Source organism: Hoeflea algicola, assembly GCF_026619415.1.
Taxonomy (GTDB): domain Bacteria; phylum Pseudomonadota; class Alphaproteobacteria; order Rhizobiales; family Rhizobiaceae; genus Hoeflea; species Hoeflea algicola.
Genome location: NZ_JAOVZR010000003.1, coordinates 85,668 through 100,225, shown reverse-complemented (window position 1 = coordinate 100,225; position 14,558 = coordinate 85,668). Strand labels below are relative to the sequence as shown.

The 14,558-nt window shown below is 57.7% G+C and carries 15 protein-coding genes and 2 pseudogenes; 6 read left to right on the top strand and 11 right to left on the bottom strand.

Annotated elements, in window-relative coordinates; genetic code table 11:
* Window positions 1-29 precede the first annotated feature (29 nt).
* Window positions 30-1,343 (top strand): MmgE/PrpD family protein, encoded by a 1,314-nt coding sequence (locus tag OEG84_RS24255; protein ID WP_267656445.1) that lies wholly within the window; start codon window positions 30-32, stop codon window positions 1,341-1,343.
* A gap of 129 nt (window positions 1,344-1,472) precedes the next feature.
* On the opposite strand, the gene OEG84_RS24250 is transcribed toward OEG84_RS24255, so the two are convergent.
* Both OEG84_RS24250 and OEG84_RS24245 read right to left on the bottom strand, forming a co-directional pair.
* Window positions 1,473-1,961 carry a luciferase domain-containing protein gene (locus tag OEG84_RS24250; protein ID WP_267656444.1) on the bottom strand — a complete coding sequence of 163 codons (489 nt, stop codon included), beginning with the start codon at window positions 1,959-1,961 and terminating at the stop codon, window positions 1,473-1,475.
* Between the two features lie 24 nt (window positions 1,962-1,985).
* A complete protein-coding gene (locus OEG84_RS24245) occupies window positions 1,986-2,963 on the bottom strand; it encodes an LLM class flavin-dependent oxidoreductase (protein WP_267656598.1) in 978 nt (325 codons plus the stop codon).
* On the opposite strand from OEG84_RS24245, the gene OEG84_RS24240 reads away from it, so the two are divergent.
* The gene (locus OEG84_RS24240) at window positions 2,871-3,074 is read left to right on the top strand and encodes a hypothetical protein (protein WP_267656608.1); all 204 of its coding nucleotides are present in this window, start codon (window positions 2,871-2,873) and stop codon (window positions 3,072-3,074) included. The two genes, OEG84_RS24245 and OEG84_RS24240, sit on opposite strands and share 93 nt — an antisense overlap.
* A gap of 6 nt (window positions 3,075-3,080) precedes the next feature.
* Here the strand turns inward: OEG84_RS24240 and OEG84_RS24235 are convergent, their stop codons facing one another.
* The 3 genes from OEG84_RS24235 to OEG84_RS24225 are packed head-to-tail and all read right to left on the bottom strand — an operon-like array spanning window position 3,081 to window position 5,347.
* Window positions 3,081-3,716 (bottom strand): glutathione S-transferase family protein, encoded by a 636-nt coding sequence (locus OEG84_RS24235; protein WP_267656443.1) that lies wholly within the window; start codon window positions 3,714-3,716, stop codon window positions 3,081-3,083.
* Window positions 3,717-3,726: 10 nt separating this feature from the next.
* On the bottom strand, window positions 3,727-4,626 hold the full coding sequence (locus tag OEG84_RS24230) for an NAD(P)H-binding protein (RefSeq protein WP_267656442.1): 900 nt from the start codon (window positions 4,624-4,626) through the stop codon (window positions 3,727-3,729).
* Between the two features lie 55 nt (window positions 4,627-4,681).
* Window positions 4,682-5,347, bottom strand: coding sequence for a DODA-type extradiol aromatic ring-opening family dioxygenase (locus OEG84_RS24225; RefSeq protein ID WP_267656441.1), 666 nt, complete (start codon window positions 5,345-5,347; stop codon window positions 4,682-4,684).
* Between the two features lie 674 nt (window positions 5,348-6,021).
* On the opposite strand from OEG84_RS24225, the gene OEG84_RS24220 reads away from it, so the two are divergent.
* The 3 genes and pseudogenes from OEG84_RS24220 to OEG84_RS24210 form a co-directional block, all read left to right on the top strand.
* Complete coding sequence (locus OEG84_RS24220; protein ID WP_267656440.1) at window positions 6,022-6,345, top strand: winged helix-turn-helix transcriptional regulator; 324 nt, start codon at window positions 6,022-6,024, stop codon at window positions 6,343-6,345.
* 234 nt (window positions 6,346-6,579) lie between these two features.
* Window positions 6,580-6,794: pseudogene (locus tag OEG84_RS24215) on the top strand (IS5/IS1182 family transposase); the annotation flags it as partial.
* Window positions 6,795-6,933: 139 nt separating this feature from the next.
* Window positions 6,934-7,317 (top strand): annotated as a pseudogene (locus tag OEG84_RS24210) (IS110 family transposase); the annotation flags it as partial.
* A gap of 12 nt (window positions 7,318-7,329) precedes the next feature.
* Here the strand turns inward: OEG84_RS24210 and istB are convergent.
* From istB to OEG84_RS24185, 5 genes are all read right to left on the bottom strand, one after another.
* On the bottom strand, window positions 7,330-8,088 hold the full coding sequence (gene istB, locus OEG84_RS24205; protein ID WP_267656438.1) for an IS21-like element helper ATPase IstB: 759 nt from the start codon (window positions 8,086-8,088) through the stop codon (window positions 7,330-7,332).
* On the bottom strand, window positions 8,085-9,581 hold the full coding sequence (gene istA / locus OEG84_RS24200) for an IS21 family transposase (RefSeq protein ID WP_267656436.1): 1,497 nt from the start codon (window positions 9,579-9,581) through the stop codon (window positions 8,085-8,087). Before istA ends, istB begins: the two co-directional genes overlap by 4 nt.
* Window positions 9,582-10,037: 456 nt before the next feature.
* Window positions 10,038-10,304, bottom strand: coding sequence for a hypothetical protein (locus OEG84_RS24195; RefSeq protein WP_267656435.1), 267 nt, complete (start codon window positions 10,302-10,304; stop codon window positions 10,038-10,040).
* Window positions 10,305-10,441: 137 nt separating this feature from the next.
* The gene (locus OEG84_RS24190) at window positions 10,442-11,146 is read right to left on the bottom strand and encodes an IS6 family transposase (protein ID WP_267656434.1); all 705 of its coding nucleotides are present in this window, start codon (window positions 11,144-11,146) and stop codon (window positions 10,442-10,444) included.
* Window positions 11,147-11,338: 192 nt separating this feature from the next.
* Complete coding sequence (locus OEG84_RS24185) at window positions 11,339-12,058, bottom strand: putative quinol monooxygenase (protein WP_045320533.1); 720 nt, start codon at window positions 12,056-12,058, stop codon at window positions 11,339-11,341.
* A 103-nt stretch (window positions 12,059-12,161) separates the two neighbouring features.
* Here OEG84_RS24185 and OEG84_RS24180 point away from each other — a divergent pair, with 103 nt between their 5' ends.
* Entirely contained in the window at window positions 12,162-13,091 is a 930-nt protein-coding gene (locus tag OEG84_RS24180; RefSeq protein WP_267656429.1) for a LysR family transcriptional regulator, read from the top strand.
* A 397-nt stretch (window positions 13,092-13,488) separates the two neighbouring features.
* Here the strand turns inward: OEG84_RS24180 and OEG84_RS24175 are convergent, their stop codons facing one another.
* Complete coding sequence (locus OEG84_RS24175; RefSeq protein ID WP_267656428.1) at window positions 13,489-14,523, bottom strand: IS110 family RNA-guided transposase; 1,035 nt, start codon at window positions 14,521-14,523, stop codon at window positions 13,489-13,491.
* Window positions 14,524-14,558: the final 35 nt, after the last annotated feature.

Below are 14,558 nucleotides of genomic sequence, written 5' to 3'. Positions count from 1 at the left end.
ACAACGAAGGTCCAGAAGAAAGGAATGATATGGTACTCATCGACCACCTCATCGAACTGGCTGCCTTGCCTGCAGAAAAACTCTCCGTCCGCGCACTTATCCTAGCTCGCTTCTCGCTCCTTGACTGGATGACCTGCGGTATAGCGGGCGTCAACGAGCCGGTAGCCGAAAAACTGCGCATGTTGGCCGAACAAGAAGTCGGCCGGGGCGCTGCTTCCGTCTTCGGAGGCGACGCCGCGCCTGCCCGCATGGCGGCCCTTGTCAACGGCGCAACCAGCCATGCGCTCGATTATGACGACACACATTTCGGCCACGTCGGCCATCTGTCCGTGGGAATCTATTCAGCCGCCCTGGCCGCTGGCGAAGAGGTCGATGCGTCTGCCACAGAGGTAGTGAACGCGTTCCTCGTCGGGGCAGAGGCCGCCATACGGATCGGCCTCGTTCTCGGACGAGCGCATTACGACATCGGCTTTCACCAGACGGCGACGGCAGGCGCGTTTGGCGCGACCTTGGCTGCCGGCCGCCTTTACGGATTGAACGCTCAGGAGATGCGGTATGCCATTGGCCTGTGCGCCACGCGGGCCTCGGGACTGAAATCGCAGTTCGGAACGATGGGCAAGCCGTACAATGCGGGCAGTGCAGCCTCGAACGGGATCGAATGCGCCAAACTCGCCAAACTTGGAATGACCTCGGCCGACGATGGCCTGCTGGGGCAGCAAAGTTTTGTCGAAACACATACATCGCTTGCGGATCCAGGGGCAGGCCTTGCAAAGCCGCAAACGTTTCTTTTCGAGGACAACAAATACAAGCTGCATGCGTGCTGCCACGGCACTCATGCGATGATCGGAGCGCTCCTCGGCGCAAAAGAGCTGGAAGGGCGCGATTTGAACGATGTCGCCAGTTTTACGCTTCGGACAAATCCGCGCTGGCTGCGGGTCTGCGACATCAAACGGCCCCGCACTGGCCTAGAAGTGAAGTTCAGCTACAACTGGCTTGCCGGAATGGCCATGCGTGGCGACAGGACCGTGGACGACCGTACCTATACCGACGCCCTCGCCAATGACGCCGAGCTCGCGGTTTTCGCCGACAGGATTAGAGTCACCGGCGACGATGTCGTCACCGATTTGCAAGCTATCGGGATCGTTACACTGAAAGGCGGGACGGAGATCGTGGTCTCGCACGATCTTACCGAGCCGCTGCCCGACGACATTTTGGCAGAAAAGCTCCGGGAGAAGTCCGTGGCGGCAATCGGTGAGACCGGCCAGACGATCTGGAATACGCTGTCGCGGCTCGCCACTATGAGTGCCCGGGACCTCGGCGAACTCCTCCACCGCGCCGGATAAGAAAGCGGCGGCAGGGAGTAGGATGTCGTCGCGCCTCGTAGAGTTCGGTCGGATCGTGTCCCACGGCGATTAGAGAACTCCTTGTGACACGATCCATTCAGTGTGTGCAGCAATAGTGATCAGCCATTTTCACAACCGGATCGACGTGGGGTTTGCAAGTTTTCCACGCGCGAAATCATAAGACGTGGCAAGAATTTTCAAGGCTGTTTCGATCTCTGGCTCATCGCGCGGCGCAAACACCATGACGGCGGTCGCCGGTATCATGCCTGTGGCCGTCATCGGGTGCGGCTCGCCCCAGCCTTTGGCGAACAGTTCAAGCGTACATTCGATTGGCAGCATCAGGTGCATCGAACCATCGAAATGCGGATGTACATGGGCAAACTCATTGCCCAGCATAAAGGATTCCTGACACCCATGGGCGTGATCGTGTTGCAGCCAAAGAGCCTCGGCACCGGGGACCGAGATGATCGAAGCGCGACGTTCGACAAACGGAAAGTCAAAGGCGCGCCCTTTGAGCTTTTGGTAAGTTTCAACGTCGGGGTTTTGGCTGACCTGCTCGTGAGGCGCGCAGTCGGTGGTCTCAGGCCGGGGGCCCTTGCGGGGTGTCAGTTCAAACATATCCGGCCTTTCTGTTTTGTATGGTTAGGCCCCCAAAGCCTTGCGGACATCCGGAGCGACGCTGGTTCCCAAGATCTCGATCGCGTTCATCAGGGACTTGTGGTCGAGCAGCCCGATCGCCATCTGAATAGTTATTCTGGTAAAGCCGAAGATCTCGTGATGGGCGAGGATCTTGTCGGTCAGTTCTGCTGGCCCACCGACGAACAACGCCCCGCTTGGGCCGCACATGGTGTCAAACTGTGCACGGGTTGCCGTGGGCCATCCACGTTCTGCGCCAAGGCGTGTCATGACCTCGTTATGCGGGCCACTATAAATGTCACGGGCAGTCTGGCTGGTTTCGGCCACAAACCCATGCACATTCAGTGAGGTTTCCAGGCTGGCCGGGTCGTGCCCGGCCTTGCTGGCGGCGGCGCGATAGAGATCGAACAAAGGCGCAAAACGCGCAGGGTCTCCGCCGATAATGCCAAGGGCAAGGGGCAGGCCAAGTGTCCCGCCGCGCACCGCCGATTGTGGGGTTCCCCCGATGCCCAGCCAGATCGGCAGCTTGTCCTGATAGGGCCGTGGGTGGACGCCCTGATGATCAATGGCGGGTAAATGCCTTGTGCCGGGCCAACTTACGTGTTCGGTCTCATTCACAGCCATTAAGAGCTGAAGTTTCTCGGCAAAAAGCGTGTCGTAGTCATCCAGCGCATGGCCAAAAAGCGGAAAGGACTCAACAAAGGCACCGCGCCCGACCATAATTTCCGCGCGTCCCTGGGTCAGGTTGTCTAGTGTCGAGAATTGCTGAAAGACCCGGATTGGATCATCGGAACTTAGCACTGTGACGGCGCTGGAAAGGCGGATATTTTCGGTTTGTGTCGCTGCAGCCGCCAGCGCCACAGCAGGGTTTGAGACCGCATAGTCGGGGCGGTGATGTTCGCCGACGCCGAACCAATCCAGCCCGACCTGGTCGGCAAGCACGATTTCCTCGACCAGATTTCGCAACCTTTGGGACAGGCTGATGCTGCCGTCCCGGCCAGTGCCCGACTCTGCGAATGTGTATATTCCTATTTGCACGATATGGCCTTCTTTAGGGCGGGGGCGAATGGCTCGCCCCCGCAAATGTTTCCGTGAATAATCCTAATCGCCAAACAGGGCCAGAACGGGAGCAAACGCGGCCTTCCACGAGGCGCGCGCCTCAAGCCGTTCGATCCAGGCCGCGACATTCGGAAGATCGTCAAGTGAGATGTCAGACTGCGCGCGATACATGAATGTCGAGGCCAGCGCAAAATCTGCCACGCTGAGATTGCCTGCGATCCAGTCCTTGCCCGCAAGGCCGATTTCCAGTACGGCCAGAAACTGATCGACGTTCTTTACCTCGGCGTCGATAACGCTTTGATCTGCGTCTCCCATGCCGAATTTCGCCTTCAGGAACCGTTCGAACGAAAGTTTCTGCATCGCCGGTCCAAGGTGGATTGTTTGCCAGTAAAGCCACTGATCTACCGTTGCGCGGGCCTTTGGGTCGTCGGGATAAAGACCTCGCTCCGGTTTGTTGCTGGCCAGATAAGAATTGATGGCGCGCGATTCCCATATCACGAAATCCCCGTCCACCAGCACCGGCACCTTGGCGTTGGGGTTCATTGCCAAGAATTCATCGCTACGGTTGTCTCCGCCGCGTATGTCGACTTCGATGATCTCAAGGTCGATCCCCAGTTCCAAGGCAACCGCACGCACCCGAAGGGCGTTTGGCGAGAAATTGGCGTTGTAAAGTTTCATCGTGGTTTCCTTAATGCTGTGGCAGGGTCAGCAGAGTTGTCTTGTTGGCAATCAGGAAATCACGCACTGACTGTCCGGCCTGTCCCGTCAGTTTTTCCAGATCGCCCGTCGCAACGCTCAGATAGTCCTTGGCCATCGCCTCGTCGAACGATGCAAAGACCTTTGCCATGAACTCTGGCAAGCCAGCGTCGACCATGGCCTTAACCAGATCGTCGGTTGCGATCGAGATATAGGGGATATCCTTGCCCGAGATTTCCGACAGGATGGCCGCGATGTCACCTTGGGAAACCGCTGCGGGTCCGGTGATGTCCAGAACGCTTGAACCGGTTTCCTGCATCAGGGCCGTTGCGGCGGCGCGGGCGCAATCGGCGCGGGTGACATAGCCGGTTTTTCCCTCGGCAGCTGCAGCGAAATGCTGACCCAACCCAATGCTTTGCCCGCCACCCATCAGGACCAGATCGGTGTAAAGGTTGTTGCGCAGAATCGTATAGCTAGCACCGGTGTCCTTGATCAGCGCTTCCGTGTCGCTGTGATCTTTGGAGAACGTGATCGGACTTTCCTCGACCGGGTTCGTCAGCGAGGTATAGACGATATGTGTGATCCCTTCCTTCGTTGCGGCTGCGATGGCGTTTTTATGCGCTGCCAGTCGCTTGCCTGGTTCCAGATCGTCGATCGAGATAATCAGCAGTCGCTTGCCCCCGGCAAAAGCCGCGCTCAGCGATGCGGGGTCGTTGAAATCGCCCTTGCGGGCCTCGACGCCCTTGTCGGCCAGATCGGCCAGCTTTTCCGGCGAGCGGGAAACGGCGATGATCGGACCGGCACCGGCCGCAATCAGGTTGTCGATGACCTGTCGGCCAAGCTGGCCGGATGCACCGGTGACGATGAAAGGGCCGTTTTGAATGTTTGTCATTGGATTTTCCTAGATTTTCCGGGTTGGATTTGGATGTTCAAACGTCTGAATGGATTCAGCCGAAGGTAAACGCGCTTTCGACTGCTCCGAGCACGTGATCCTCCAGCGTTTTCACGCCTTTGTCGGCAAGGGCCGCCCCCGCGACCACATGCAGCGGAATCAGATGTTCCTCGCGCGGGTTTGCATCGCGGGCACCGGGGGCGGCGTCCCATTTTGCCAGCATTTGATCACGCTCTGCCGGATCGGGGCGGGTGGCCGCATCGCTTAGCCAGCGATCAAATTCCTGCCCGTTCACGGCATTGGTGGCGCCACCCCGCATCGCACGCATCATTTTTTGCATGTTGTGATAGGTGTTGCCCGAACCGATGATCAGAACACCTTCATCGCGCAACGGTACCAATGCCCGCCCGACCGCAATATGCGCAGCCGGGTCAAGATCACTTCGCAAGCTAAGCTGCACACAGGGAATGTCTGCCTGCGGAAAGGCCACCTTTAGCGGAATGAACACGCCGTGATCGTAACCGCGCGCCTCATCAACGGGGCAGGGGAACCCGGCCGCCTCGACCAGCGCCTGCACCCTGTCGGACAGTGCCGGATCTCCGGGCGATGGCCAGGTCAGCTCATAGGTGTGGGGCGGAAACCCGTTATAATCGAACAACAGCGGCGGGGCCGGATTTTTCTGCACCGTGAACTGCGGCTCTTCCCAATGGCCCGAGATCACCAGCAACGCCTTGGGGGTTCCGGCAATGATGCCGGGATATCCGCTAGGAATTGGCGCTGCCGGTTCCAGGTTTCAGGCGGGTCCCAGTCCATGAAGAAACAGGGGCCTCCGCCGTGTGGAACGAACATCGTCGGCATGCGGGTCATGTACGTCGTCCTTTCTCATGTTTACGGGCAGAGTGTGATGGCCCCCGCCCGATATATGGTTGTCCGGGAATCCGATTACGCTGCGCTATTCAGTAAATTACCGTAGGGTGATTTCTTTTCGCGCACCCTATTTGGCGTCAGAAATGATATGATCAGCGCAGCCTAGGCGACGATTGCCGGTGGCCAGCCCGGATCGTCCACAGCCATATGTGCCGAAGCGGCCAGCAAAAGGTCGCTCCGCCGAGATAGACCAGCGCAACCAATCCGGTTGCAGCCCAGTAGATAAGATTTACAGTTTTATTGCTCATTTTCTAATGTCCTCCTTTTGACCAAAATGTCCGGGCTTTTTCCAAGCGATTTCCTTACCCCTGTCAAAAGGGCTCGTGCATTTTCCGGGTCTCTTGCCCGGTTTCTTTTTTCACTATAGGTTTTATAAACCCGCTAAGTTTTGTAAGGGAAGTAGGCACTAAAAAGTAACCACAGTTTGTGAGCCACTAAATGAAACATAGAGCGCCCCCTGTTTGTCCCATGGACGCCATTCTGCGCTTGCTGATGGGACCGTGGACTACCTATATTCTCTGGGTTCTGAGTGAGCAGGGTCCGCAGCGGTTCGGTACGCTAAAGCGGACGGTACCGGGAATTTCAACCCGGGTACTGACCGAGCGCTTGCGGATGTTGCAGGCGGCCGGGGTGATCTGGCGTGAACAGACGCAAACGATTCCGCCTGCGGTCACCTACGGTTTGACAGAGCGCGGTGACGATCTGCGACAAGTGCTCGATTCCTTAGGCGAAATCGCGCAGCGTTGGCAGGCCGTAGGTGCGTTTGAAACGGGAGTTGTGGCGGCGGAATAATCAACTCAATGGTACACTGGTTCATCCAAGCCTGACCTGATGCCTCGAAACGGGTCGATCTGAGCTGGATTTTTCATAGTAATCTGGCGTGCCGGAGGGAATTGGTGCAGGGATCAAACTCAACGTTATGCATTGCATCTATGCGACTGCGATCGAAAATAACTTGATTGGCCCAGAATACCATTCGGACACAATGCCTCCCGTCGGCATCGTATCAGCAAGATGTAATTCAAAGTGACGAACTGGCAGGAGTACGAGGCGGGGCTTCGTCGCTGTGGCAGTTTGACCCTGTGGGTGAGGCCGCAGGCGGATTGCAGGCTGGGGCTGCACCACGGCGCAAGACAAGAGACGGCCAGCCGCGTAACTCTGATCTGGCTATCGAACACTCGGTGCGTCTCTTGATTTCGCCGTTGAGGCGCTCGATGGGATTGGTAACCGGTATGAGGATCTTGGTGCTGATGTTCGGCTCTGATTCTCGGATCAGGGTGTATGCTGCGAGCATCCGGGACAGAGGCACCGGGAGCACGAAAGTGCGGGCAGGCCGATGCACACGATGAGCTGCGAACTCGTGTTAGTAGCTGGCCGCCTCTGCGACTCGTAATCGGAATCGACATTCACCGGACCTTCGGGGAGGTGGTGATCTGGGAGAATGGCTTGACCAGGCACGAGGGACGGGTCGAGATGACCCGAACGGCGCTGGAGGGGTTCGGCAGGCAACTTCTAAGAACAGACGAGGTGGTGATCGAGGCGACCGGAAACTGCATGGCGGTTTCCCGAGTTCTATCGCCCCATGTGAAGCGGGTGGTAATCGCCAATCCGCTTCAGGTAAAGGCAATCGCCCATGCCCATGTGAAGACCGACAAGGTCGATGCGGCGACGTTGGCGAGCTTGTATGCCGCCGGCTACCTTCCGGAGATATGGACCCCGGATCCGGCGACGGAGCGGATGCGCAGATTGGTGGCGCGGCTATTTTCTGAGAGGGTTTCAGCCGGCCTTTCGGGCTCGGCTTTGGGCGAGACGATAGCTGTCGCCGTTCATTTCGAGGATGCTGACATGGTGGGTGATACGATCCAGCAGTGCGCCGGTCAGACGCTCAGATCCGAGCGTCTCCGTCCATTCGTCAAAGGGAAGGTTGCTCGTGATCAGGGTCGCGCCTCGCTCATATCGTTGCGAGATCAACTCGAACAGCAATTCCGCGCCGGTTTTGGAGAGCGGCACGAAGCCCAGCTCATCGATGATGAGAAGCTGGTAGGCGGCCATCTGTTTCTGGAGCCGAATGAGACGCCGCTCGTCGCGCGCCTCCATCATCTCGCTGACGAGTGCGGCGGCCGTGGTGAAGCCGACGGACAGGCCCTTCTGGCAGGCGGCCAGGCCGAGACCGAGCGCTACATGGGTCTTGCCCGTGCCGCTGGGGCCAAGCGCAATGACATTCTCGCGGCGCTCGATCCATTCGCAACGCGCGAGTTCCAGTACCTGCATCTTGTTGAGCTTGGGGATGGCGGCGAAGTCAAAGCTGTCGAGGCTTTTGACAACCGGGAACTTCGCGGCCTTGATGCGGCGCTCGACCTTGCGCCGATCACGTTCGATCATCTCCCGCTCGGCAAGCCGGGTGAGGTATCCGACATGATCGACGCCCTCGGTGGCGCATAGCCGAGCCAGCTTCTGGTACTCGCGGTGGAAACTCGGCAGCTTGAGGGCTTTGAGATAGTGGGAAAGCAGGATCTCGGGCGCTTCGGTGCTCATGCCGCCTCTCCTGCGTTCGTCGAGAGAAGGCGCATATACGCCTTCGCCGAGGTCGTCTCGACCGTCGCTCTCGGCAGGTAGGGATAGATGGACAGGTCCAATCGCGGCGGCCGGCGTTCCACACGGCACAGGATCAGATGCTTGACGGCGTCGAAGCTGATCGCGCCGAGCTGGAGAGCCTGCTTCACCGCAGCATGCAGGTCAGCAAGCTCGAAGCTTTCCATGAGACGCAACACCTGCACGTACTCACGCCGGCCATGCTTGTTCATCCGCGCCTCCATCAACCGGCGCAGCGTGGCGAACTCTTCCGGCAAATCCCAGCCCTGGAGAGGGGCCGCCTGATCCAGCGAATTGATCTTCTGCTCGATCAGCGGCAGGCAATGCACAGGATCGAAGACGACGTCTTCCCGCTCCCAACTCCGGAAATGGCGGGCGATGATCTCGCCACGGCAGCCGATCACGACCTCATCGACATAGCCACGCACCCAGACGTCCTGATGGCCATAGGCAACCGGGACCGAATAATCGTTGGTCTTGTAGCGCACCAGCGATTGGGCAGTCACCTTGGCGCTAGACTGGTCGCAGGCATCGAAGGGCGATGCCGGCAAGGGGCGCATGGCGGCCAGATCGCGCAGCAGCCGTTCCCCGATCGCCTCGCTCTCGCCGCGCAGCCTGTCTCGCTGGCGCTTGCGGCATCGCTCCTCCAGCCAGGTGTTGAACGCTTCCCACGTCACAAACTCTGGGATCGGCACCATGAAGTTGCGCCGGGCATAGCCGACAAGCCCCTCGACGCTTCCCTTGTCGTTCCCCTTGCCAGGACGGCCGTAGCGGTCCCGGATCAGGTAATGGGATAGAAAGCCGCTGAATAGCGTGGCGCGCTTGCGTGTGCCATCGGGCAGGATCTTCGCCACCAGGCAGCGATTATTGTCGTAGACGATCGATTGCGGCACGGCCCCGAAGAAAGCGAACGCATGGACGTGGCCATCGACCCAGGCCTCCGACACCGCCGCCGGATAGGCCCGCACATAGCAGCCGTCGCTGTGAGGGAGATCAAGCACGAAGAAGTGCGCCTTCCGCTCCACGCCGCCGATCACCACCATCGCCTCGCCGAAATCGGCCTGCCCATGCCCCGGAGCATGCGACAGAGGCACGAACACCTCTTGGCGACGTTGCTCACGCTCGCGCATGTAATCCTTGATGATCGTATAGCCGCCGGTGAAACCGCGCTCATCCAGAAGTCGGTCAAACACCCGCTTGGCCGTATGGCGCTGCTTGCGCGGCACCTTTGCGTCCTCATCGAGCCAGTGGTCGATCGCCGAAACAAACGCGTCCAGCTTGGGCCGCCGGATCGGTGACTGACGCTGGTAGCCCGGCGGCGTCGAATACGCCATCATCTTGGCCACGCTATCGCGCGATATGTTGAAATGCCTTGCAGCCTGACGCCGGCTCATCCCTTCAGAACAAGCCAGACGAACCTTCAGATATAATTCCACGGTGTAGATCCCCAACCCTCCTGCTATCGTTGCAGAAGGAAAATAGGTGGTCGGCTTTTACGCCGCCCGCGCCGGGACTATCCTGGCGCTACCGTGGCCGAGTTTTGCACTGCCGCTCTCATAATCGCATTCATCAAGCAAAGGTTCGCGCCGTTGACCTCGGTCTTGAATAGACAGATCGGCGCCCTGTAAACAACGCTACCGAACTGCCGCGGAGCAACGGCTGGTCGACGGCCAGATCACGCGTCTGAACGCCCCGGTACTGGCCACTTGCTCAATAGCCGTTTCGAGTTCGAATGCTGCTGCTCTGCCACAAATTGAGGCGGAACCAAGTATAAGGGCAACGCACCACAAAATCTTGGAGCTCGGCGCGACCACTCTGGCGCAACCCTCGACCTCTGGATGCCCCTGGAGAGGTCACAGACCCGGTCAGCTCACAAAGCGACCATGGGGGGTCTAGGTACCCGAGGAAGGAGCACGCCACATGAACCATGTCGGGACAAGTGCGATCAAGAATATACCGCATACGACAAGGAAAGCGTCCTGAAAGGCCGCGTTCGAGGATTGGATCATCACGGTTTGGCCCAGGAACGATGCCGCGGCAGGCATGAGTTGAGTTTCTGGCAGCCCCGAGGTTTGCAGGAGGCCGGCAACCTCTCGCAAGAGTTCCATCGTCGTAGTATTGTCGCTGGTCTGGGTCGCGGCAAAGGCATCTGCGTGCATGATCGTGCGCCTTTCGATGAATACGGCCAGAAGGTTCACCCCGAAAGCGCCACCAAGTTGCCGGATGAAGTTGGATGCGCCCGGGCTCTGTTGCAAATTTTTGATATGGCGGAGAAAGAGCCGTTTCGGATATGCGGTCAGAAGGCATCGGCCAGAGCTTGGAATTGCTCAGCAAGCGACGGGCTGGGGTTGTAGGAATATCTGCCTTGTCGCTTGCGCATCATTTGAACCATCTCGATACCGGCAAGCGTTATTGTCGCGCTCGAGAATGACTTGAAGCCGAGCATCGGCCTGATGCGCCGCTTGATCCGACGGTGGTCTTGCTCAATACGATTATTCAGGTACTGGCTTTGTCGGATCAGGATCGGCTTCGTTTGAAGATGTCGCCTTTCCCGCAGCCGGCTGATCATATCGCAGGAAATGATGGCTTCCCTGTTCGTCTGGCTACCGTCAATCACAATGCGCTGTGGACGCCCATGCCGTTCAATAGCCTTTGTGAAGAACCGCTTAGCTGCGGCCAGGTCCCGATGCTGGCTAAACCAGAAATCAACAGTGTCTCCGACGCTGTCGATGGCCCGATAAAGATACATCCATTGACCCCGCACCTTGATGTAGGTCTCGTCTGCATGCCATTTGTCGGTCACAGAACGTTTCCTGCGATTGAAGCGATCCAAAATCAACGGCGAGAAGTGTACGACCCATCTATGAATCGTCGAATGATCCACGCTGATGCCTCGTTCGGACATCATTTCCTTCAGGTCCCGAAGGCTCAAGCCGTAGGCCAGATACCAGCGAACGCAGAGCAAGATGATCGACTGGTCGAAATGGCGGCCTTTGAACATTGTCATCTCCCAAAACATCGGGAGCTGATTATCGGTCGCCGGTTAGCGAAGAGTTTGCAACAGAACCTCAGCAGACTGGGATAAAATGCCATTTCGCTGCGGTTAATCGACCGACTTGGCTTTACTCTCAACTCAAATAGCAAAGTGCCCGATGGGTTGCACCGGGCACTTCTTTGTTAACGCAGCTCGAGATTACTTGGCAGCAAGGATGTCGAAATTGCGGACGTTTGCCACCACACCATCGTCCCATCCGCCCGAGACCAATTCCGAAGCCCTTTCATTCAGTAGCCCGGCGACCTGTCCGGCAAAATGCGCTTCGCGGCCAGCATCGTCGGCAAAGATGTCGAAGATGGCAAAGTTGTTCTCGTCAATTTGCAGCGCCGCCCAGAACAATGTCATGGGTTCGGTATCTGCGACGATGGGGCCGGCGGCGGTCAGCAAGGCTGCCAATTCGCGGCCTTTCCCCGGCGCAGCTTCAAGCTTGATGTAAGTTGCGGTCGTTGCCGTGGTGAGATCAACCGGCGCCTTGACCGACAGGACATCGGAGTTGTTGATATTCGCGACAACACCTTCGTCCCATCCTCCGTCGACCAGTGTGTCGGCGTTTTGGTTCAAAGCCGCAGCAACCGCTCCTGAGAAGTGAGCGTTCCGTGCCTCTTCATCTGCAAAGATGTCAAAGATTGCGAGCGTATCGTTGGCTTGCAGAGCAAACCAAAGGACGGTGCCCGGCTCTGTGTCCCGCACGATAGGTGCGGCACCCGCCAGAAACTCCGCGAAAGCTTCGGACTGGCCTTCGGCGGCGGGCATGGCGATGTAGCTGGCGGTATGATTTTCCATTGGATTGTCCTGTGCAGTTGCAGAAGTTGCGATCAGAGCCAGTGCGGCGAGTGTCTGAAGAATTTGCGATTTCATGGTCGGCCCCTGCTTTGAAGTGCATCGTGTTTGGTTTCGATGCACTCTTGTCCCATGCCGGATGCGGTGGACTCCAATTCCGAAATGCTATTCTTTGATAGACATGGACTATCGAACTTGTTTTGATGGCGCGGCCGGAGATGTGACGGAGAATGCGGCGATGGAAATGAACCAGATCAGATACTTTCTCGCTGTCTGCGAGCACCGAAACTTCACCCACGCGGCCAGTGCCTCCAATGTCTCCCAACCTTCCTTGACGACTGCGGTCAAGAAACTTGAAGACGAACTTGGAGGTGACCTGTTTGTCAGAGACCGTGCAGGCTGCAGGCTGACCGCGCTGGGAAAACTCGTGCAGCCAAGATTGCAGAAAATATACGACGAGACGCGACAGGCGAAGGCCGAGGCAGTCCGTCATATGCGGTTGGAGCGAGTTCCTATCACTGTCGGTGTCGGCGAAACGATTGGCCACAGCAGAATTGCGGCAGCTATGGAGCGTATGCGCAAGCGCGTGCCGCAAGCCGAAATCGAATTGATCGTTGCGTCATCCCACGAGCTTCTTTCCGCGTTGCGAGATGGTGACTTTGACGTTGTCGTCACCGCGGACAAGGTCAGTGAAGACCTCTATCGTATAGACATTCTCTATGAAGAGGACTACAAGGTCGTGGTGTCAAAGTCGCATCCATTGTCTGAACTAAATACAATTTCTCTTTCGACGCTTGCTCAAACTGACATGCTTGACAGACTGAATTGCGAAATGCGGGATACTTTACATGGAACCTGCGCAGATCAAGGTTACGACCTCTACGCGGCCTATCGGTCAAATCGCGTGGATTGGTTAATCGAACTTGCCCGGCAGGGTTCGGGTGCGGTGATCCTACCAGCCACCGCTATTCCATCAGACATGGGCCTGGTGTCGAAACCCATCGATGGCCTTGAAATAACACGAACTGTTTTGGCCGTTCGATATCGGCACCAAACGACGAGATCAGAAACAAATGATCTGATCCGTGAGATTATGCGCACGCCAGCATAACGACGCCGGTTATCGACCCGGGCGCATCGTGTATCATTCTGCAATTAGGGCTCAAACGATGCTTTCGTGGCGCTGACGCTGAGACAATAATTGTCGCAATCATGTCTCAGACAGTATGCTTTCGCACTCGCAGTGAATGTCCGCTTCTCTAATTGGGTGTCTGGGTCAAGCTCGTTTTCCTTCTTCCATGTTGGTTGAGATCGCTTATCCGGGTCACGCTTCTCTTCGCAGTCTGATTTGGCGTTCGAAGGGCGCCGCTGCATGCATGTGTCGGATTGGATGTGGAGAGCCCCGCTTTCCGGCGCGCTTCAAGTTGCGCAGCAGACATTTTCGGCTTCATCCACAAACCTCGTCCGGATTGGACGATCCCGTCAGGTTTGGTGGTTGGCTGTCTAATTCATGCCGTGCCTCCCACTTGGTTCTGGCGGAATACGGTGCCGTCGATCCACATGCGATGCAAAAGAACGGCAAGTTTACGGGCGACGGCCACGACGGCGCGTCGACGACCTTTGGTGCGTATCAACCGCATGCCCCACGACTTGATCTGTGACCCCGCCATCGTTCGCATGAGGAGTGCGTTTGCGGCGGCATATAGAGTAGCCCGCACATCGCGATCTCCCGCCTTCGAGATGCGACCTGGGTTGTCATGTTCACCGGATTGGAACCTTCGTGGCGTCAGGCCAAAATGTGCTGCCACGGTGCGTGATCGTGTGAATCGGGCGGGATCATCAACCGCCGCCTTGAATGTAAGAGCAGCGATCGGCCCAACGCCCGGTACGGTCATCATACGCATGCACACCTCATCGTCCGAAGCCGCGCGTTTCACGCGTCGGTCCAGTTCCAAGTAGTGCTGGAAGAGGACCGTTCGGGCATCGAGCAGCGGGATGATCGCATGCGCAAGAACATCATCCATTTCAATCATAGGACGCACCAGGCCATCGAAGCTGCCATGCTTGAGGGTCTTGGGCAGCCGGACGCCGAAGATCTTCAACAGACCGCGTACCTCGTTGGCCAGATCCATCGTCTTCTTGAGCAATGCCTTTCGGGTGCTCAGGAGCGCCCGCAGACCATGTGCCTCTCGGCTCTTCATGTGAACTGGGCTGAACCAACCAGTCCTCAGGATCTGAGCTATGCCTTTCGCATCGGTCTTGTCGGTTTTATTCCGCATTGCGGACAAGGCGGCGCTCACCTGCCGCGCCTCCATGCAAACGATGTCAAAACCTTCGGACTGCAAGCCAAAGTACAGGTGCTGGCTCAAGGCACCAGCTTCGAAGCCAACACGCTCGATGGCGTGCGGGAAAGCCCTCAGACAAGCGGCAATGTCCTCAACTTCACAAGGCAATTCCCGTTCTAAATGAACTTTCCCTTTGCCATCGACGATGCAAAGGGCACACGAGCGCAGCGATACGTCTAATCCAACGAAGTATTCCATAGTCTGTCTCCCTTGTTCACAGCGATGCCGTGATC

Coding starts and splice junctions, on each gene's coding strand:
- OEG84_RS24255 (WP_267656445.1), top strand. CDS start 30: ATGGTACTCATCGACCACCTCATCGAACTGGCTGCCTTGCCTGCAGAA.
- OEG84_RS24250 (WP_267656444.1), bottom strand. CDS start 1,961: ATGTTTGAACTGACACCCCGCAAGGGCCCCCGGCCTGAGACCACCGAC.
- OEG84_RS24235 (WP_267656443.1), bottom strand. CDS start 3,716: ATGAAACTTTACAACGCCAATTTCTCGCCAAACGCCCTTCGGGTGCGT.
- OEG84_RS24230 (WP_267656442.1), bottom strand. CDS start 4,626: ATGACAAACATTCAAAACGGCCCTTTCATCGTCACCGGTGCATCCGGC.
- OEG84_RS24220 (WP_267656440.1), top strand. CDS start 6,022: ATGGACGCCATTCTGCGCTTGCTGATGGGACCGTGGACTACCTATATT.
- istB (WP_267656438.1), bottom strand. CDS start 8,088: ATGAGCACCGAAGCGCCCGAGATCCTGCTTTCCCACTATCTCAAAGCC.
- OEG84_RS24195 (WP_267656435.1), bottom strand. CDS start 10,304: ATGCACGCAGATGCCTTTGCCGCGACCCAGACCAGCGACAATACTACG.
- OEG84_RS24190 (WP_267656434.1), bottom strand. CDS start 11,146: ATGTTCAAAGGCCGCCATTTCGACCAGTCGATCATCTTGCTCTGCGTT.
- OEG84_RS24185 (WP_045320533.1), bottom strand. CDS start 12,058: ATGAAATCGCAAATTCTTCAGACACTCGCCGCACTGGCTCTGATCGCA.
- OEG84_RS24180 (WP_267656429.1), top strand. CDS start 12,162: ATGGACTATCGAACTTGTTTTGATGGCGCGGCCGGAGATGTGACGGAG.
- OEG84_RS24175 (WP_267656428.1), bottom strand. CDS start 14,523: ATGGAATACTTCGTTGGATTAGACGTATCGCTGCGCTCGTGTGCCCTT.